We start from the raw sequence: 19,376 nt of genomic DNA on the forward strand, positions 1-19,376 counted from the left end.
TTTGTTTGTATTCAATTCTATTTAATCTTACGCCAAGGTTGCCAATTGGCTTTGCGCGTCTGAAATGCCTTTCGCTGCTGCGTCATCACCCATGTTTAGCGCTTCTGCGTAAACAAACTCCACATCCGTGATACCAACAAAGCCCAATACTGTGCGTAGGTATGGTGTCATGCTGTCGGTTGGTGAGTCTTTATGAAGACCGCCACGTGTGGTGACTACAATTGCTTTCTTCCCTTCAATCAGACCTTGAACGCCGTTTTCTGTGTATTTGAATGTCACGCCTGCACGAGCAATCAAATCAATCCAGTTTTTAAGCTGAGTTGGAATCGTAAAGTTGTACATTGGTGCTGCGATAACCAAAGTATCTGCTGCTTTGATTTCTTCAATTAAGGTATCAGATAGATCAACCACCGTTTGTTGCTCTTGTGAAAGATCTTCTGTTGCACGTAGTGCTGTCGCAACTGAAAAGTCTAACACTGGCAGTGGATTTGCAGCTAAGTCACGAACAGTTAGCTTATCTTGGTCTACATTTTTGATGAAGTCTTCAACCAGTTTGTTTGATTGAGAGTAATCGCCAAGGATGCTTGATTTAAGAGCTAGTACACGAGACATATGGGTTTCCTTTAATAAGTGCTTTCGGCTATGTGATGCATTATAGGCAATGCTCATCGACTCAAAACCCGATGGATTCGCTTAAGTTGTTCGAAAAAATTGAATGATTGCTGAATGCTGCTTTCCGTTATCTTGTTCTAGCCCTTATGTGCTACAATCCGCGCAGTTTTATGTAATGAAAAGAATAGGAAACGCTTTGACTTCGTCACAGCCCCCAAAAAAGAATCCCGCTGAAGAGCAAGCGACACCGTCAAATGGTGCGCAAAATGCCAAAGCGAAGCAGGCTAATGCATCTCAAGCACAAGCTTCTCAGAATGCTACGCCTCAGGCTCAAGTAAATAACGCGGCGTCACTACGCAAGGCACTTAACCAGTGCATGATGCGTGACCGCTTCCGCTTGAGTAAACGAATCTCTGGTGCAAGCAAAATCAAAAAAGACGCAGCGCGTAACGCTGTGTTTGATGAAATCGCATTAGACATCGCCAAATCCATGATGGTTGTGGAGCAACGCAGTAGCTACAAACCAACGATTGAATACCCTGAAATCCTGCCAGTCAGCCAAAAACGCGACGACATTGCGAAAGCGATCGAAGAAAACCAAGTGGTAATCGTTGCGGGTGAAACAGGTTCAGGTAAAACCACTCAGCTACCAAAAATCTGTGCTGAGCTTGGTCGCGGTAAATTCGGTCTGATTGGTCATACTCAGCCTCGTCGTCTTGCGGCGCGTTCGGTTGCGAACCGTATTGCCGAAGAGATGGAAACCAAGCTTGGTGAGTTTGTTGGTTACAAGGTTCGATTCAACGATCAGATCTCTGAAAATACCCAAATCAAATTGATGACGGACGGTATCTTGCTGGCTGAAATTCAGCATGACCGTTTCTTGAATCAATACGACACCATCATTATTGATGAAGCGCACGAGCGCAGCCTGAACATCGATTTCATCTTGGGTTACTTGAAAGAGTTGCTACCACGTCGTCCTGATCTGAAAGTGATCATCACGTCGGCAACCATCGACCCTGAGCGTTTTTCAAAACACTTCAACAATGCCCCAATCATTGAAGTGTCAGGTCGTACTTACCCAGTAGAAACGCGTTACCGCCCACTAAGTGGTGATGACGATAATGATCGTGATCAACTTGAAGGTATCTTCGAAGCGGTAGACGAACTGTGCGATGAAGGTTTAGGTGACATCCTGATCTTCATGAACGGTGAGCGTGAAATCCGTGATACCGCTGATGCACTGTCTAAACGTAATCTGAAGAGCACGGAAATTGTGCCGCTTTACGCGCGTTTGTCGGCGGGGGAGCAGAACAAGATTTTCCAACCTCATGCTGGTCGCCGCATTGTACTGGCAACCAACGTAGCGGAAACGTCGTTGACGGTTCCGGGCATCAAGTACGTTATCGACCCAGGTACGGCGCGTATCAGCCGTTACAGTTATCGAACTAAGGTTCAGCGTCTTCCAATCGAGCCAGTTTCTCAGGCGAGTGCGAACCAGCGTAAAGGTCGTTGTGGTCGTGTGGAAGAGGGTATCTGTATCCGTCTGTACTCAGAGGAAGATTTTGAGTCACGTCCGGAGTTTACCGATCCTGAGATCCTGCGTACCAACCTAGCGTCGGTTATCTTGCAGATGACGGCACTTGGTTTGGGCGATATTCAAGCCTTCCCATTTGTGGAAGCGCCAGACAAACGTAACATCCAAGACGGTGTTCGTTTGCTGGAAGAGCTTGGTGCGATTAACGCAGAAGCGAAACCGTCCGATTCTCAAGGTAGCAAGAAACGCCTGACCAGTATTGGCCGTCAACTTGCCCGCCTTCCAATCGATCCACGTTTAGCGCGTATGGTATTGGAAGCTCCAAAACAAGGCGCGCTGAAAGAAGTCATGGTTATCGCAGTGGCATTGTCGATTCAGGACCCGCGTGAGCGTCCAAGTGACAAGCAGCAATCATCAGATGACAAACACAAACGCTTCTTCCATGAAGAATCAGACTTCCTGACGTTGGTGAACTTGTGGGACTACATCCAGAAGCAACAAAAAGCGCTGACGGGCAACCAATTCCGCAAACAGTGTAAGCAAGATTACTTGAACTACTTGCGCGTTCGTGAGTGGCAAGATGTGTACTTCCAAATTCACCAATCCATGCGTGAAATGGAGTTCAAACTCAACGATGAGCCTGCGTCTTACCATGGCGTACACAGCTCAATCCTTGTCGGTTTGTTATCGCACATCGGTATGAAAGACCAAGAGAAGAATGAATATCAAGGTGCGCGTAACGCTCGTTTCCATATCTTCCCTGCATCAGGTCTATTCAAGAAACAGCCTAAGTGGATCATGTCTGCTGAACTGGTGGAAACCTCAAAACTTTGGGGGCGCATCATCGCTAAGATTCAGCCTGAGTGGATTGAACCGTTAGCGAAGCACCTAATTAAGCGCAGCTACAGCGAGCCGCATTGGTCGAAGAAACGCGCAGCAGTCTTGGCACACGAAAAAGTGATGCTTTACGGGGTACCGATTGTTCCTAACCGTTTGGTGAACTACGGAAGTATCGATCCAACGGTGAGCCGTGAGATCTTTATCCGTAGCGCGTTGGTAGAAGGCGAATGGGATACCAAACACGCGTTCTTTAAGCAAAACCGCAAACTTCTGCAAGAGGTGGAAGAGCTTGAGCATAAATCTCGTCGCCGCGATATTTTGGTGGACGATGATGAGTTGTTTGATTTCTATGACCAACGTGTGGGTACGGAAGTCGTTTCTGGTAAGCACTTCGATACATGGTGGAAGAAGGCATCGAAAGAGAACAAAGAGCTGCTGAACTTCGAGAAAGAGATGCTGTTCAAAGGCGATGCTAGCCACGTAACCGATTTGGATTACCCGAACTTCTGGCACCAAAACAACCTAAAACTTAAGCTGAGCTACCAGTTTGAACCGGGCGAAGACAGCGATGGTGTGACGGTACACTTACCGCTGCCGATCCTTAACCAAGTTGAGCCTGCGGGCTTTGACTGGCAGATCCCTGGTCTGCGCCATGAGCTTGTGGTGAGCTTGATTAAATCGCTGCCGAAGACGATTCGTAAAAACTTTGTTCCTGCACCAAACTATGCTGATGCTTTCTTAGCTCGCTCGACGCCAATGGAAGCACCTTTATTAGATTCGCTTGAAAAAGAGCTTCGTCGAATGACTGGTGTGGAAGTTCTGCGCGAAGATTGGAATATGGATCAAATTCCGGAGCACTTGAAGGTGACTTTCCGCGCGGTTGACCATAGAAATCGCAAGTTGAAGGAAAATAGCGACCTTCATGCGTTGAAAGAAAGCCTGAAAGACAAAGTTCAAGAAACGCTGTCTAAAGTCGCCGATGATGACATTGAGCAGCAAGGCTTACATACTTGGAGCTTTGGTGAACTGCCTAAGGTATATCAACAAAAACGCGGTGGTTACGACGTTAAAGCGTACCCGGCGATTGTGGATTCCAAAGACAGTGTAGAAATCAAACTGTACGAAACTGAATACGAACAGGTGACGGCTATGCAAGCGGGTCAGCGTCGTCTGATCTTGTTAAACGTGCCGTCGCCAATCAAATACTTGCACTCTAACTTACCGAACAAGTCGAAGTTGGGTCTGTACTTTAACCCTTACGGTAAAGTGCTGGATCTAATTGATGACTGTATCGCGTGTGGTGTCGATAAGCTTATCGAAGAGCAGGGCGGTTTGGTTTGGGAGCCAGAGAAGTTTGATGCGTTGAAAGAACATGTTCGTGCAGAGCTGGGTGACACAGTTGTGGATATTGCACAACAAGTCGAAACCATTCTGACGACGGCTTTCAATATCAACAAAAAGTTGAAAGGCAAAGTGGATTTTACCATGGCATTTGCGTTATCTGACATTAAAGCGCAAGTGGAAGGTTTGATTTTCAAAGGCTTCGCAACAGAGTGTGGTTGGAAGCGTCTTCCGGACATTCTGCGTTACATGCGTGCGATTGAACGTCGTATGGAGAAGTTACCGATCGATCCAAACAAAGACCGTTTACACATGTTGAGAATCGAGTCAGTGGCGAGTGATTACAAAGAACTACTTAATAAGATTCCGAAAGGCATGGTGATTCCAGAAAACGTGAAAGAAGTGCGTTGGATGATCGAAGAGCTTCGAGTAAGCCTTTTTGCTCAACAATTAGGCACTCCGTACCCAGTTTCTGATAAACGAGTCAAAAATGCGATTGATGCTTGCTAAACGCTAAGTACAATAGCGGTAGTTTTTCTTGTGAGGTTCATCGACTTATCAATGGTTTGTCCAGTTTAGATCGCTGTTGGTATAGTATTTGCTAAGAATTGTTCACAAGTTATTTTAAGTCACAAGGGAGGCAATGATTCGCCTCCCTTGTGTTTGCAGTACCAACCTCTGCGACGGTGCAGGAGTGGGTAATTATAAAGAGTAAAGGTTGATGATGAAGAAAACTCTATTGGCAGTGGCACTTCTAAGTGCTTCTTCTGCAGCAATGGCAGATTCATGGATTTATGGTGGTGCTTCTGTAGGTCAGTCTGACTTCAAAGGCGAGACTGACACTTCATACTCTGTACACGTAGGTACAGGTATTCTGCCTATCATCGGTATCGAAGCGGGTGTTACTCAGCACGGTGAATTCAAGATCGCAGGTCACGAAACTAAGCTGACTTCTTACTACGCAGCGCTTAAGCCAAGCATCGACTTCGGTCCACTGCACGTTTACGCGAAAGGTGGTATCCACCAGTGGGATAAGAAAGTGTCTGGCGGTAAAGACGATGATGATGTGGATCTAATGTACGGTGTAGGCGCTGAATACTTCATTTTCGGTCCAATGTCTGTTGGCGCAAGCTACATGAACTACACAGCGGGTAAAGACGACATCGGTACGTTCTCTCTAAACGCGACATTGCACTTCCTATAATCGTCGAACATTTCGAAGATTTATTTGATAAACACCGGCAACGCGCCGGTGTTTTTTTGTCTGTAAATCACACAAATCAATATTGAGCATAAATTATTCATTTCTCGGTCTTAAAACCATCAAACTTTCGCATATAGTATTTAGCTAGCTACATAAGGAACGCGATGCAATTCGCGTGATGTTCCGTTCAGGAATCGAACAGGAAAGGTATAACTATGAAAACAAAACTCTCGTTATTGGCTTTAGCGCTTTGCTCAACGTCTGCGATGGCTGATTCTTGGCTTTATGCTGGTGGTCAAATTGGTCAATCAGACATAGACAGTGAAAACGACACGACCTACGGCATTCATGTAGGGACGGGGATCTTGCCACTGATCGGCATTGAAGTAGGTTACTTTAATCACGGCCAAGTTGACTTGAATTTAGGCGGTAATCGAGGTGATGTGGACTTCTCATCATTTTATCTAGCAGCTAAACCAAGTATCGATTTTGGTCCTCTGCACGTTTACGCGAAGGGTGGTATCAACGCATTTAACGTCGAATACAATGGTAAACTTAGCAACTTGGACAAAGACGATGGTGTCTCTTACATGTATGGTGTTGGCGCGGAATACTTCTTGTTAGACAACATTTCTGTCGGTGCCAGTTATCAAGCCTTTGGGGTGGATATTGATGGAGACAGTGATACAGTAAGCAGCATCACGGGTAACTTGACGTTCCACTTCTTATAGAAAGAAATTGAGCAATCAATAGATAATAAAAGAAGCGCGCCGTTCTTTTGGATAAAGTAACGGCGCGCTTTTTCATTAATCCTGAATTGGATTCGGTCTACATTGAATATTCTTGAGAGAGACAAATTTATCGTCCTTCTCGTAGTAAACCCCGCAATCTTCCCCGCGTAACTGTAGGGTATATTGATCGGGCAACTCAGTTTCTGCTCCGTTTAATGGCATGCTGTGCTTTTCCATTAATTGTCCTGACACGATCAATAAGTGTGAGTTCGTCTCAAAGGTATTCGATGCGATCTTCGTCGGTGCTTGTGTTCCTTGAATCGTGTTAATTGCACTTTGGATTTCGCTCACGGTATCTGCGGAGGTTTTAATACTTAACGCATTAACTGCATCACTGTTGCTTGATGTTGAACACCCCATCAGTACAAGGCTAAGTCCAGCTCCAGTGAGTAAGGTCATTGTTTTAGTTAATTTTGACATGAATCGCCTCTTGTCGAAGTGGGTCAATTTCTTGAGTCAGTGGAGTGCCACCTAGTCTCGGCATTGCTTGATATGACCGAGCCATTGCAGGTGCTGGAGGACAAGTTCCCCCCGTTGTCATGTAGTTTAGCGCTGCAGACAGCATACCTTCGGATGGATCACCCAATGGTTTGGTTAAGTCATCTGCCACTACACAACCTTCCACTTTGTCATCTATACCAATGTTAGACGATACAAGATTTTTTGCCGTAGGGGTAAATCCATCTGCAAAATCACCAAAGCCTTTGTCATTCGAAGATTTAAATTGAATGGTGTAATACACGTTACCGCAGTTCTGCTGAGGTGAGAAGCCGTAAGGCTTACCTGTTGTCGTTGTGCCAATTTGAATAACGTCAACGTCGATACCACGCAAGCCGTTGATTAGCAGTTCGCTTGAAGACGCAGTGTTATCCGTCGTTAAGACATTCGATTGAGCTGTGTTTGGTATTTCTTTTTAAGTGCTTCATTACCTGCTGCGCCTTCAAGTTCAACCATTAAACGAAGGGAAGGTTTTTTGACCCCATACATTTGATTAAAGCGCATAAGACGAATGCGTGCATCTGTGTAGTTGCCGCTTTCTATTTCTAACTTTGCTAACTGGAGAATGGATTTTGGACGGTGAGGATCATGATCAATTGCGCGCGTGAAATAGTATTTTGCTCTTTCTGTATTGTCGGATTTGAGTGCGCAAAAGCCTGCATTCTCATAACTAGCAGGGATAAGGAAGTAATAAGGCTGTTCAATGGCGCGGTTGAACATTTTATCCGCTTTCTCAAAACTTCCTTGCTTGCATAAGAATGTGCCGTAGTTATTAAGTACGTTACCGTTTTTAGAATGTTGTCGCAGAGAACGCTTGTACATCTCTTCTGCTTTTTTGTCTTCACCAACCGTTTCGTAATAATGAGCCATAGAAAGCTGAGCACGGTAGTAGCTTGGAGCGTGGGTGAGGGCTTGTTGGAAGTTATCATGTGCTCGGATCATGTTGCCACCGTCTAGGTATCCCAAACCAAGTGCGATACGAGACTCAGCCATGGCGACCGGGTCGGCTTTTATAACTGGACTATTACCATCTTCATTCACGGTCACACAACCGAGCAGGCCAAACTGAGTCGCCAGTATAAGAGCGCTGAGTTTTATGATCTTCATTTGTCTTTCCCACATCCCTAATTCTTTCAGCATGATATGAATTACAGTGCAAAAGCCTAATGAGGAAAAAACACAATGCGATCAGGTTTGCAAACTCGTATGAAAAAGCCGCCAGTTGGCGGCTTGGTTCACAATCTCTACGAGTGAATTAATCGTCTTTGGTAAAGGCGGCTTCGCTGAAATGGTCCAGGTCGTAAGGCGTTTGTTGATAAACGCAGTAGTTTAGCCAGTTTGAGAAAAGCAGGTGACCATGGCTACGCCAACTTGCGACAGGGCCGTTATCCGGATTGTTGTTCGGGTAATAATTAACAGGAATAGCGGGCTCCATGCCTTCACCTAAATCACGAATGTACTCATTATGTAACGTATGAGAGTCGTATTCAGGATGACCAGTGACAAAGACGTTACGTTTGTCTTTGGTTGTTGCAAGGTAAACACCCGCAACATCAGACGTGGCGAGAATATCGAGATCGGTATGTTCTTCTAAGAACTCTCGTGAGAAATCAGCATAACGAGAATGTGGCGCCAAGAAAGTATCGTCAAAACCACGCAGAACTGGGTGGTAAGGGTTGTGAATTTTATGATGATAAACCCCAGATAATTTTTCTTTGCGGGTTTTTTTGGGTAAATCGTAAAGCAGTTTTAAACCTGCTTGTGCTGCCCAACACACATACAGTGTGGAGGTCACGTGGTCTTTTGCCCATTCCATGATGGTTTTTAAGTGGTCCCAATAAATGACATCTTCAAATTGGACCAAACCGAGTGGCGCCCCAGTAATGATCATGCCATCGAAATTTTTACCTTTTACCATTTCAAATTGACGGTAGAAGGTATCAAGATGCTCAGTTGGTGTGTTCTTACTTGGACGATTATCGATACGCAGCAGCTCGACATTTACTTGCAGAGGGCTGTTTGAAAGTAGGCGAAGAAACTGAGTTTCGGTCTCAATTTTTTTTGGCATTAAATTGAGGATAAGCACTCGCAATGGACGGATTTCCTGACTTGCCGCTCGACTCTCGCTCATCACAAAGATGTTCTCTGTCCTTAATACATCGCTAGCGGGTAACTGATCTGGAATTCTAATTGGCACGGCTTTCTCTCCCTAAGCTTCACTTTTTAGACGTCTATACATCTAAAGCTAACGCAATTGCTTACGGATGTCGATACGAAATGTGACTTTGCACAAGATTTCTTTTGCCCAATAAAACAAAATGCCCAGTGGTTAACTGGGCGTAATAGCTAAGCAAGTTGGTCATTACCTTCAATTAGATAATGATTACTGACCGAGCCTTCGGTACGAGCTTTAAGATGCGGAACATAATCTGGGTCATTCATAAAATTGAGCGCAGCCTGCCGAGATGGCCACTCGATAATGATTCGAAGGGCTGGTGAGTCTCCCGTTCCTTCCAACCGTTCATGAACATTAGTACGAGCAATGTAGTTGCCACCGTGTTTCTCAACTAAATCGTTTGAAACGCTTACATAAGCGGGTACCCAGTCTTGGCTGGTAGGGGTTACATCTAGTACAGAATAATAGGTCACGGTTTGCTCCTTATTTGTGCTCTGACCAATGAATTTTAGTGTAATGAGATAAAGCGATTGTGATAAGCAAGAAGGATTGCAAAACACTTTTTAGATTCTATTGATAATGGGAATCGGATGACGATAACGCTTAACGAAAGCGTATTGAATATCCGATTAAGTGAACGACCAATTGTGATTGCGGCAAGGTTTCTGATTACATCTTACTGCAACGTGTCGGCTAGCATTTGTAGGTTATTATGATATCAAGTTAGTATGATTCTTGAGCTGTGATACTAATAAATACCTTAATCAGCTAACCGACGCGTGCTTTAAGTGCGTTGTTTGGGTCATCATCGTCAGTGGAGGACATCATGTTCGGTATGTTTAAAAAGAAAGAGACGATTCAGAGTATTGCGCATCAGGTACCAACTCTCTTGCTGAAAGAATTTGGCGATAAGGAAGCTTACTCGCCAGAAGAAATTGACCAAGCGTTAAATCAACTCGGTCATGAAAAGCATGCGGATGCTACGAGGTATCAATACGCTTATGGCATGTTTGCGAACTTAGTCAGTTATGAACGACTGGGTTTAACGGAAGAGCTTGGTAATTATGGTCATTTTCAGCGAGAAGTCGGCAAGATGCTGCTCAACACACCCGAGCCTATCGATATGCACATATACTTTGAACTTGCTCAGCAACCTGAGTTTAATACAAACCAAGTTGATGTCGGCAATGAAGCAAAGGTTGTCGAGAGCAGTGTGGGTGGCAGCCACTAGTGTCAGGGCCGAATTTTAACATCCATTTTCTTGCTGATTTCCCTGATGAAACTAGCATTATTGCTCAGTGGTATTTTGATGAGTGGGCGTACACAGTTCCAGGTGTTACGCCTTCACAAGTTCAAGAAAAGGTTTTACTCAAAGCCAACAGTCGACGTGAATTCCCTTTGGCCTTTGTTCTTCATGATGAGTACAACAAGCTTGCTGCTGTGGCGGAGTTAAAAATTCGTGAAAATGTTCATTTTCCAGAGTATGAACATTGGTTAGGTGGCGTGTATGTGGAGTTCTCATCAAGAGGAAAAGGTTATGCAGCAGCGCTTGTCACTCACGCTCAAAACCATGTCCTTCAACTTGGTATCGCAAAGCTTTTCTTACAATGTGAAGCACATAACCAAGCCTTATATGTTAGGCATGGTTTTCGTCCTTTACACAAAGCGAATCATAACGGAGTAGAGACGACAATAATGGTTTGGGAATCTTCTGGGACCCTCCGCTAAGTGTCATCCGCCCACGCACCTCAATCACACTATTTCTTCATCGTTAAGATTGAAATTAATAAGCATTAGCGTGCATATATTGACATCGGTCAAAATTATGCCATTTTTTGCGATCTATATATGCAATGTGTCTAATACTCATTTCTAGTTGATTAACCAATTATTGGAACTAGGATCATGGAGGATGCATGAATAAGTGTCTAGCCGCGGGGTTGGTCGTGAGCCTGTTTGGGTGCAGTTTGTCTGAAGAGGTATATATCGAAGGTCGAACCTTGTATTTTAACGGTGAAATCACTGCAGAAAAAGTCGCTCAAGTGATTGATCTTGCCAATGTTCAGCCAAATGGTGTTGTTGCATTAATGATTGATAGTGACTCCGGTGAGTATCGCCCGGCCATGGAGCTTGGACGTTGGTTGTATAACAATCAGATACACCTTATCGTCAATGGTGTGTGTGCGTCGGCTTGTGCAAACTACGTTTTGACCGCTGCACCTAGTACACTTGTCATGAAGGGTTCCGAGATTTTGTGGTTTGGCGGAGCGATGAGCGATGAGTGGTTGCAAGACGGGTTTGATAAGCAAGAACTTGAGCAATGGCACGAATCGCGCAGTCTATGGCGTCAACAAGAAGACGCATTTTTTGCTTTGGTCGATGTTAACCCTAAAATCACAATGTATGGCCATATAAACAAGCGTGAAAAGTTGCAAAAAGCCGGCTGTGATACTGACGATGCTGCGTGGACGTACCATATCGATGATATGCAAAAGTTGGGGCTGAACAACATTGTTTACGCGGACCCAGAATCTTTACTTGTTGCTCGTAGTGGCTCTAGCTGTGTCATCAATTTAGAAGATAATGACTTTTAGGTTTGATTATTACGTCCACGTAAATGTGATTTGTATCACTTTTTATAGCTAATCAAAGGATTTTGATTATAATGCGCCGCTCAGAGACTCGATATGTCATCGAGTTCAGGTTTTATTGAGCGTTGATTGCCTTATGTTCAAAATGCTTGTTTCTATGCCTCCACTGGTTGCTTTGTCTATCGCTATCGTATGTGAGGTGATTGCTACTTCTTCAATCCCTAAAACTGAACAGTTCACCAAAATGATGCCGAGCACCATTGTCATTATTGGTTACGGGATTGCTTTCTTCCTACTGTCTGTAACAGTGAAAAGCATGCCTGTTGGTATCGTATATGCGATTTGGAGTGGAGCAGGTATTGTTTTGGTTGCTGCTGTAGGTTATTTCCTTTACGGGCAAAAACTCGACCTAGCGGCGATCGTTGGGATCAGCTTTATTCTCACCGGTGTGATGATTGTTAACTTACTTTCTAAAACTGCCGGGCATTAAACGGCAGAATGAAACAGCAAAAAGCCGCAACACGTTATGTGCTGCGGCTTTTTTGTTACTTGCTTCTGATTGATTGAGGCGGTTAATTCACATTAATTTGCCATTGCCTCAATGAGCTCTACTTGTCGACGGCGTTTACGATTTCGGTACATCACAGCAGCCAAGGCAGGTAAGCTGAATGCTATAAAGCCTAGGATAAGCGCGTAGGCTCCAGTCTTCTCACTGATGCCAGCAGGCACGTCGAAAGAAACAAAAATAGTTACCATGCAACTAATCAAACCTAAAGTGGCGACTAACATCATCCCTAATTTCCCACCAGGCACTCGGAATGGACGTTCAATGTCGGCGTGCTTACGACGAGAAACCAAAAAGCTGACGAAAATACAAATGTACATCACCATGTAAAGTTGTGTCATCAGAATATTCAGCAACCACATGCCTTGATTGACGTTTGGCACCAAGATGAACACCAGTGAAAGAACACTGACAATCGCACCTTGCAGCAGTAGCAGAGGAACGGGCGCTTGGTTTTTGTTTTCCTTAGATAACGCCATCGGCATGAAGTGATCTTTTGCCGCCACATGCAAACTTTTTGTCGGCGCGATGATCCAGTTGTTCAAGCTTGCTAGGCTACCGAAGACAATGGCGAGTGCGATAACTGGCAGCATGAAGGACAGGTTCAAGTCATCAAAGAAAGCCTTAAAGGCCAGAATGACACCTTCACTCAAGCTTGAATGATCACTCGATACAACGGAAGAGATAGACAGTGAGCATGCTGTTAAGGACACCAAGATGAGAGCAGTAGAGAAAATCAATGCTTTTGGATAGGTCTTTTGCGGATTGTCGACTTCACTGGCGTATGATGTGGTGATCTCCAAGCCGGTTAATGACAATACCACGGCAGTAAAGCCAGCCCCAATGCCATCTTGTGAAAAATCGGGTAACCAATCTGATGCGTGACGCAGCGAAATATGCGACTCACTAGGGTTTGTGTAGGCCCAATAGCCCCCAAGACCGATGATCAGAAGAATAGGGAAGATAAGTCCTAAAGTACCGAAAACATTGGTGATGATTGATGATAAACGTAACCCAAAGATGTTCACCAAGGTTAGTGCCCAGAAAATAACGTTAATCATCACCAGCATAAAAATGTTGTTTTGTGCTAGTTCAGGGAAGAATGGATATGCCCCTGTAGCGACAATGAACGAAATCAGTGGCGGGTAATAAACAATATTTTCCGCATATTGATACCACACGGTAGCAAACCCGAAGTTTGGCCCAATGGTCTCCTTACCCCATAAATATACGCCACCTTGCTGCGGATAAGTGGTGCTCAATTCTGCGCATACTAAAGCAGTCGGGACGAAAAAGCACAATCCAGCCAACAAGAAGAAAGAAATTGCGTGACTACCAAATAAGGCGGCACCCGGAATGTTCCTTATGCTGTCGACGGACGTAACCGTAATCATGATGACAGAAAAGACACTGAGTTTGACGGCGGATTTGGCGATATTGCTCATTCTATACCTTTAGTGATTGAGCCACGCGTTTGGGTCGTAGAACCCGCGTGCTACAAGTAAGACGAGCGTATTGTAGGTCTGTGAGAATCAGCGGGTATATAGCCAAAAATGGTATGTATTTACTCAAAAATGAACCGAAATCTCAGTGGTTTATTCGTAATCAATATAATCGATTGCGTTGTTTAAAAAACGCAAAATTGAATCAAAAAATGCATATAAGTAAAGGTGTTTATAGCGATTTAATTATTACCAGAAACCTAGAAATTTGATGAAAATACACCATTGTTTGACTCTGCCCTTAGGGGAAGGTCTAGATTGAGTGCGACTCGAATGAAACACAAGTAGGAGAATATGATGGGATGTTGCAATCAAGCACCGAAAGGCGGCACGGGAAAACTGTCCTATTTATTAGGGTTAATGGCTTTGTTGTTTGTGGTTATCTTGCTGCTAGCGGCGTTCTTCGGTTAGAAGTTAGGAAACACAAACACGCCCTAAAGCGAGTGTTGCGTTTGATTGGAATACCTAGAAGCGGGTATTGGCCAAACCAATTCCGAAGAAAATAAACAAACCGCCGCTGACGTAATTAAGCCATTTGCTGGTTTTAGGAGAGGTCAGTGTCGCCTTTACTTTTGTCGCGAAGAAAATCACAAACAAGAACCAGCTTGCCACAATGCTTGCCTGTAACGCACCTAGCATCATACTCTGCTCTAGAATATGTTCTGGTTTGACAAATTGCGGAAAGATAGACAAGTAAAAAAGGACGATTTTCGGGTTGAGTAAATTTGTCAGAAGGCCTTTAACGAATGCTTGCTTCAAGGTGTGCTTTTCAATCTTACGGTCGAATTTCAATTTTTTGTCTGCGAGCTTAAAGCCACTTTTGAGGTTATTGATACCAAGCCAAATCAAATACGCTACACCCATCCATTTTAGAATGTTGAATGCAAGTGCAGACTGAGAGAGCAGCAAGCTCAATCCTTTTGCGGAAACAAACGCATGGATTAAAAAACCAAGCGCAACACCGAGGATATTGGCGATCGCGAAACGGCGGCTTTGCGTGAGTGCAGTAAATAAAATCAGCAAAGCATTGGGACCGGGAATGACAGCAAGGAAGAAAACAATACCGCCAAAAGCGAGCAAGGTGTCGAGATTCATTATTATTCCAATTAAAGCAAAAGATTGGCATCACCTAAGATAGGCGAGACTGTACACTTGCGTGCAGGGAAAAACAAATGGCGCTTATTACGAAAGCCAGTGTTTTTCACAGATTTGAAGAACGACCGTGATTGTGTGCTGGCTGGCGTAAATTTATATGGTTTTATTTTTCCTCTTTCCTTCCTGTTCGGATGCAGCATAATAACCTAGGTCAAACCGCATAATTTTTCGAAGATTATCAAATAGGATTAGATAATATGTTGCTTGAAGATCTTCAAGTCGTGCTCAAAGTTGCAGAGTTTCGTAGCATCACAGGAGCCGCGACGGCGCTAGACATGAGAACGGCAACTGCCAGCGCGGCGGTGAAGAGAGTTGAAGCCTCCTTAGGGGCAGAATTATTTGTTCGAACTACACGTCATTTGCGTTTATCCAGTGCGGGTGAGCGTTACCTTCCTCTGTGTGAAAAAGCGCTAGAAATGTTAGAACACGCGAAACAGAATATGCGTGAAGATCTGGATATTATCGATGGAGAAGTTCGAATTGCGCTCTCTTCCGATTTAGGGCGAAATTTAGTCACACCTTGGCTCGATGAATTTATGGATAGCTATCCAAAGGTCACGTTGAGAAGCAACATCAGCGACAGTAACGTGGACTTTTACCGAGACTCGGTAGACATGGCGCTGCGCTATGGAGCACCAACAGACTCCAACATGTACGGCTTTAAAATTTGCAATGTGCCTAGGCTATTGTGCGCAACCCCTGAATACCTTGTAGAGCACGGCGCACCAAAGACTCCGCGAGACTTAATCGAACACAATGGTTTGCTGTACCAACTGCACGATACATTGCAGGACGTATGGGGATTTAATAATGGCCATAACGAGCACAAAATTAAACTCAAAGGTAATCGCGCTTCCAATGATGGCGATCTCGTTAGGCGTTGGTGTGTTTCTGGGAAGGGCTTAGCGATAAAGTCTTGTTTGGATATGTCGCAAGACTTGCTTACCGGAAATGTCGTCAATGTCATGAGTGCATATAAACCCACTCCGACAGAACTGTGGTTGATTTGTCCGAGCCGTCAATCAATTACGCCAACAGTGAGATTGCTACGCGATCTGTTCAGAGAAAAAACTAAAGTCATCCTTACAGATTTGGTTGAGAAGGGGATATTGGATGCTTCGGTATTAAAAGTCAGTTAGCCATATGCCGCACGTTGTAAGCATTATGTGCGGTGTTTTTGTTGCGATTCGAGCGAAATCACCTCTTTTTTGTCTAACTTGCTACGGACGACCGCAAGATCAGAAAGTTCTTATTGTGTCCTGTGTCGAACAACCATAAAATCCGCGCGCTTTAGTTTCTATAATAAGCACACTCAATGATAAAAGTTACTTTCATTTATCGTTGTTTTTAAGGATTTTATAGGCGAGTTTCGTCTGATGACACATTCATGAATAAGCAAAATACACCAAAATTCAAGGCAGAATTTCTGGCTCCTCGCTATTGGGGTACATTGATCATCATAGGGATCATGTATCTTCTTAGCCTTCTTCCCTTTCGTGTACAGCTATCGCTAGGAAGCGGAATTGGTCGTATTGTTATGCGACTGATGAAAAAGCGTCAAGTCACGATCAAACGTAATTTAGAGCTGTGTTTTCCCGACATGAGTGCTCAAGAGCGTGAAGCAATTTTAAAAGACAATATCGACAACGCGGGTATTGCGCTATTTGAAACCGCAATGGCTTGGTTTTGGTCTGATAAACGTGTCAACAAACACGTGACGATCAAGGGGATGGAACACATCGAAGCTCTAGAAAAACAGGGCAAAGGTGCTTTAATGCTTGCCGTTCATTCTATGAACCTAGAGTTAGGAGCAAGAGCGTTTGGCATTAAAAAATCAGGTATGGGCGTTTACCGTCCAAATAACAATCCCTGTTTTGACTATTTTCAATATCAAGGCCGTTCGCGTTCCAACCGAACGTTGATTGATCGCAAAAATGTGAAAGCTATGCTGAATGCGCTGAATACTGGCGAACGTGTTTGGTATGCGCCGGATCATGACTACGGGACGCGTCGTTCAACGTTTGCGCCTTTGTTTGCGGTTAAGCGTGCTTGCACCACAACGGGTACAAGTTTGTTAGTTGACGCAACAGACTGTGCCATTGTGCCATTTACTATGGTGCGAGGTGACAACGGGCACTACACGTTAACCATTAGTGCTCCGGTTGAAGGATTCCCGAAAAACGATCCAGACCAAGCTGCCGCCTTTGTAAACAAGATTGTAGAGAAATCTATTTTAGCGAGTCCAAGCCAATATATGTGGTTGCACAGACGCTTTAAAACCAGACCGAGCGGCGAGTGCTGTTTGTATAAGCCTCAGTTAGCTCCTGCAATGTAGTTCAATAGCCCAGACGTTCGCTCTGGGCTTTCTTTTATCTGTCGATTCATTTCTGCTTGGTTGTTTGCCACAATAATGACACACGAGAGTGAAGGGAATTCGTTGTATCTTCTCGATCCTGATGGGCACAAATTAGAAATTCACAGTGGTGATTTGTACTCGCGATTAGAGAACATAAAGCATCAACCTTATGAAGGTTTAGAGTGGTTGTAGGAGCGTTTAGATGAGATTATTTTTCGCACTGACGTTTGATCAACGCAGTAAGTCACTGCTCAAGCAAATCCAAGATAGGCTTCAACAACAAGGGATAGCAGGGCGCTATACTTGCGAAGATAATTTTCATATCACGTTGGCTTTTATCGGTGAATCGACAGAAGAAGAAACGCAGCGTCTTATTGATATTTTTCATCAACTTCGCAGTCGTTGTGAGCAGATTACCGTCGATCATCTAGGTTCATTTCGCCAAAGTGGCAGACAACTGGCGTGGTTGGGGATTAAAGATAATTTAGCGGTTACAACATTGCAAAACGAACTCATAGAGGCATTAGAACTGCATGGCTTTGTGACGGAGTCACGTGACTATGTTCCTCACATCACACTTGCTCGCCACGTCGATAAACAAGCACCACTTGATGCTGTTGAGATATCACCTTTACCACTCCCTATTTACTCAATCTCTTTAATGGAAAGCAAAACGGTTGATGGGAAGCTCGTTTATCACGCGCTAGAAGAAGTGGTTTGCTAGCGCTTTCAATACACCAGTTCAGCCAGTAACCCATAATGGCTGAACCGATTTCAAAAATGATTACCGTTTTTTAGCTTGGCTTTTTCGACAGGTTTTCTGCCAGTTTCCCAGCGACAAGTTGGAACGCTTCTAGCTCTTCCTCAGACACATTTAACGTCATCTTTTGAAAGATCTCAGCATCGACGGCTTTGATCTTCGACAACACTTCATGGCCTTTCTCGGTGGTCAATAAACATTGGCTGCGTTTGTCTTCTGGATTCGGTCTCTTCTCAATAAAGCCTTCTTCAATCAATGTCTTAATTAAGCGTGTGACTTGCGCTTTGTCTCGGTTTAAGAAGTTCACCACATCCATTGCCGTACATGGTGACTGTTTGCTAATGATTTTTATCACCCGCACATGCATAGGAGCGATAGGGAGTTCTAGTTGTTCAATTTGTTCGTGCAATTGACGCTTTAAAACGTGCACAAGATGGAACAGATTATCCAGCGATTTTGGATTCGACATGTAACACTCCAAACAAAAGTGGTTGACATTGTCAACCAAGTAACTATAGTTGACATTATCAACTTAATTGAGAGTAACTTCAAGAGCGAGAATTGAATGACAGAATCCTTGACCATGTCGAATGAACTGACACAACCGGCGAAGACGCCACTGATTCATAAAATTGCTGTTGTATTAGGGATGATGACACTAATGGGAGGGACACTGACAGGCGTAATGACTTACATGAACGTAGGCTATTCCGATTCTTTCTTCAGCGATTGGCTGCACTCATTCTTAATGGCGATTGTCGTCCTTGTGCCAACGGGTATGGTGATGATGACGCTAATGACCAAACTGGTTGGCAAGTTATTTAGCCGAGCCAGTGAAAAGCAGAAAAACCTTGTGGTTGGTGTCTTTATGGCGCTGATTATGGAATCCGTTATGGCGTTTATCACCGCTGCTAACAACATAGGGTTTGAGGACGTATCCGTATTTGGATCTGCTTGGTTAAAAGGACTTTTCGCTGCGTTACCTGTAGCAATGGTGTTGATGACCATTACATCCATGACCATCAAACCAAAGATTGAACGCTTTCTAAAAAGCGAGTGAATATTGATTGGAGAAATGAGATGAGAAAAGATAACCACTACCGCATTACTATTGAAGAAGTAAACGTAGAAGAAGGCCGTGAAGCAAAAAGCTTGAGCTTTGAAGTCCAAGATCGCGAAGACATGTTGAATATCGTAGATAAGATCGGTCAGGGCAGCGGATTAGAACCTGCAGATGCGACACGCGTTGGTGTTGCCCTTCGTCTGCTTGGTCCTGTGATGATGAAAGATCGCAAGCATCCGTTATTCGCTGATTTCATGCCACACTTCAGAAACTTCATGCAAAATATGAAGAGTACGGTGAAACGTAATCTAGCTTAATGATAAGCTTCTGAGCGCTTTGAGTAGACTCTAGCGCAAACAAAAAGGCTGGTATTAAACCAGCCTTT

Annotated in this window: 20 protein-coding genes and 2 pseudogenes; 13 read left to right on the forward strand and 9 right to left on the reverse strand. The window is 44.2% G+C overall.

Features of this window, described 5'->3' with window-relative positions; translation table 11 throughout:
• Positions 1-27 precede the first annotated feature (27 nt).
• A complete protein-coding gene (locus tag L1076_RS16980; protein ID WP_038878688.1) occupies positions 28-612 on the reverse strand; it encodes an FMN-dependent NADH-azoreductase in 585 nt (194 codons plus the stop codon).
• Between the two features lie 196 nt (positions 613-808).
• Here L1076_RS16980 and hrpA point away from each other — a divergent pair, with 196 nt between their 5' ends.
• The 3 genes from hrpA to L1076_RS16995 all read left to right on the forward strand — a co-directional run bounded on the left by hrpA (position 809) and on the right by L1076_RS16995 (position 6,265).
• The gene (hrpA, locus tag L1076_RS16985; RefSeq protein WP_237304106.1) at positions 809-4,840 is read left to right on the forward strand and encodes an ATP-dependent RNA helicase HrpA; all 4,032 of its coding nucleotides are present in this window, start codon (positions 809-811) and stop codon (positions 4,838-4,840) included.
• A gap of 214 nt (positions 4,841-5,054) precedes the next feature.
• Positions 5,055-5,534, forward strand: coding sequence for an outer membrane beta-barrel protein (locus L1076_RS16990; RefSeq protein ID WP_038878755.1), 480 nt, complete (start codon positions 5,055-5,057; stop codon positions 5,532-5,534).
• A gap of 215 nt (positions 5,535-5,749) precedes the next feature.
• Positions 5,750-6,265 carry an outer membrane beta-barrel protein gene (locus L1076_RS16995; protein WP_237304107.1) on the forward strand — a complete coding sequence of 172 codons (516 nt, stop codon included), beginning with the start codon at positions 5,750-5,752 and terminating at the stop codon, positions 6,263-6,265.
• Positions 6,266-6,340: 75 nt separating this feature from the next.
• Here the strand turns inward: L1076_RS16995 and L1076_RS17000 are convergent, their stop codons facing one another.
• The 5 genes and pseudogenes from L1076_RS17000 to L1076_RS17020 all read right to left on the reverse strand — a co-directional run bounded on the left by L1076_RS17000 (position 6,341) and on the right by L1076_RS17020 (position 9,472).
• A complete protein-coding gene (locus L1076_RS17000; RefSeq protein WP_237304108.1) occupies positions 6,341-6,745 on the reverse strand; it encodes a hypothetical protein in 405 nt (134 codons plus the stop codon).
• Positions 6,729-7,208 (reverse strand): annotated as a pseudogene (locus L1076_RS17005) (peptidase S41); the annotation flags it as partial. The gene L1076_RS17000 and the pseudogene L1076_RS17005, both read right to left, overlap by 17 nt.
• Complete coding sequence (gene pilW, locus L1076_RS17010) at positions 7,202-7,930, reverse strand: type IV pilus biogenesis/stability protein PilW (protein WP_237304109.1); 729 nt, start codon at positions 7,928-7,930, stop codon at positions 7,202-7,204. The gene pilW and the pseudogene L1076_RS17005, both read right to left, overlap by 7 nt.
• Positions 7,931-8,078: 148 nt before the next feature.
• Positions 8,079-9,020: a homoserine O-succinyltransferase gene (gene metA / locus L1076_RS17015; RefSeq protein WP_038872321.1), complete on the reverse strand. Its 942-nt coding sequence runs from the start codon at positions 9,018-9,020 to the stop codon at positions 8,079-8,081.
• A gap of 149 nt (positions 9,021-9,169) precedes the next feature.
• Positions 9,170-9,472, reverse strand: coding sequence for a DUF1330 domain-containing protein (locus tag L1076_RS17020; protein ID WP_045405646.1), 303 nt, complete (start codon positions 9,470-9,472; stop codon positions 9,170-9,172).
• A gap of 353 nt (positions 9,473-9,825) precedes the next feature.
• Here L1076_RS17020 and L1076_RS17025 point away from each other — a divergent pair, with 353 nt between their 5' ends.
• The 4 genes from L1076_RS17025 to L1076_RS17040 all read left to right on the forward strand — a co-directional run bounded on the left by L1076_RS17025 (position 9,826) and on the right by L1076_RS17040 (position 12,080).
• Entirely contained in the window at positions 9,826-10,230 is a 405-nt protein-coding gene (locus tag L1076_RS17025; RefSeq protein ID WP_038872327.1) for a hypothetical protein, read from the forward strand.
• A complete protein-coding gene (locus tag L1076_RS17030) occupies positions 10,230-10,727 on the forward strand; it encodes a GNAT family N-acetyltransferase (RefSeq protein ID WP_237304110.1) in 498 nt (165 codons plus the stop codon). Before L1076_RS17025 ends, L1076_RS17030 begins: the two co-directional genes overlap by 1 nt.
• 188 nt (positions 10,728-10,915) lie before the next feature.
• On the forward strand, positions 10,916-11,593 hold the full coding sequence (locus L1076_RS17035) for a hypothetical protein (RefSeq protein ID WP_237304111.1): 678 nt from the start codon (positions 10,916-10,918) through the stop codon (positions 11,591-11,593).
• A 133-nt stretch (positions 11,594-11,726) separates the two neighbouring features.
• On the forward strand, positions 11,727-12,080 hold the full coding sequence (locus L1076_RS17040) for an SMR family transporter (RefSeq protein ID WP_038872335.1): 354 nt from the start codon (positions 11,727-11,729) through the stop codon (positions 12,078-12,080).
• 92 nt (positions 12,081-12,172) lie between these two features.
• On the opposite strand, the gene L1076_RS17045 is transcribed toward L1076_RS17040, so the two are convergent.
• Together L1076_RS17045 and L1076_RS17050 are read right to left on the reverse strand one after the other, a co-directional pair.
• The gene (locus L1076_RS17045; RefSeq protein ID WP_061035713.1) at positions 12,173-13,600 is read right to left on the reverse strand and encodes an APC family permease; all 1,428 of its coding nucleotides are present in this window, start codon (positions 13,598-13,600) and stop codon (positions 12,173-12,175) included.
• A gap of 522 nt (positions 13,601-14,122) precedes the next feature.
• Positions 14,123-14,752, reverse strand: a complete 630-nt coding sequence (locus L1076_RS17050; RefSeq protein ID WP_039976648.1) for a LysE family translocator — start codon at positions 14,750-14,752, stop codon at positions 14,123-14,125.
• Positions 14,753-15,009: 257 nt separating this feature from the next.
• Here L1076_RS17050 and L1076_RS17055 point away from each other — a divergent pair, with 257 nt between their 5' ends.
• From L1076_RS17055 to thpR, 4 genes and pseudogenes are all read left to right on the forward strand, one after another.
• A complete protein-coding gene (locus L1076_RS17055; protein ID WP_237304112.1) occupies positions 15,010-15,951 on the forward strand; it encodes a LysR family transcriptional regulator in 942 nt (313 codons plus the stop codon).
• A 248-nt stretch (positions 15,952-16,199) separates the two neighbouring features.
• Positions 16,200-17,147, forward strand: coding sequence for an LpxL/LpxP family Kdo(2)-lipid IV(A) lauroyl/palmitoleoyl acyltransferase (locus L1076_RS17060; protein WP_237304113.1), 948 nt, complete (start codon positions 16,200-16,202; stop codon positions 17,145-17,147).
• 81 nt (positions 17,148-17,228) lie between these two features.
• Positions 17,229-17,360: pseudogene (locus L1076_RS17065) on the forward strand (glutathione transferase); the annotation flags it as partial.
• A gap of 10 nt (positions 17,361-17,370) precedes the next feature.
• Complete coding sequence (gene thpR / locus L1076_RS17070) at positions 17,371-17,892, forward strand: RNA 2',3'-cyclic phosphodiesterase (protein ID WP_237304114.1); 522 nt, start codon at positions 17,371-17,373, stop codon at positions 17,890-17,892.
• A gap of 70 nt (positions 17,893-17,962) precedes the next feature.
• On the opposite strand, the gene L1076_RS17075 is transcribed toward thpR, so the two are convergent.
• Entirely contained in the window at positions 17,963-18,397 is a 435-nt protein-coding gene (locus tag L1076_RS17075) for a MarR family transcriptional regulator (protein WP_237304115.1), read from the reverse strand.
• A 96-nt stretch (positions 18,398-18,493) separates the two neighbouring features.
• Here L1076_RS17075 and L1076_RS17080 point away from each other — a divergent pair, with 96 nt between their 5' ends.
• A complete protein-coding gene (locus L1076_RS17080) occupies positions 18,494-18,988 on the forward strand; it encodes a DUF2798 domain-containing protein (RefSeq protein ID WP_038872358.1) in 495 nt (164 codons plus the stop codon).
• A 20-nt stretch (positions 18,989-19,008) separates the two neighbouring features.
• The gene (locus tag L1076_RS17085; protein ID WP_020197642.1) at positions 19,009-19,308 is read left to right on the forward strand and encodes a DUF3861 domain-containing protein; all 300 of its coding nucleotides are present in this window, start codon (positions 19,009-19,011) and stop codon (positions 19,306-19,308) included.
• Positions 19,309-19,376 lie beyond the last annotated feature (68 nt).

The organism is Vibrio sp. MMG023 (genome assembly GCF_021654215.1).
Lineage (GTDB): Bacteria > Pseudomonadota > Gammaproteobacteria > Enterobacterales > Vibrionaceae > Vibrio > Vibrio jasicida.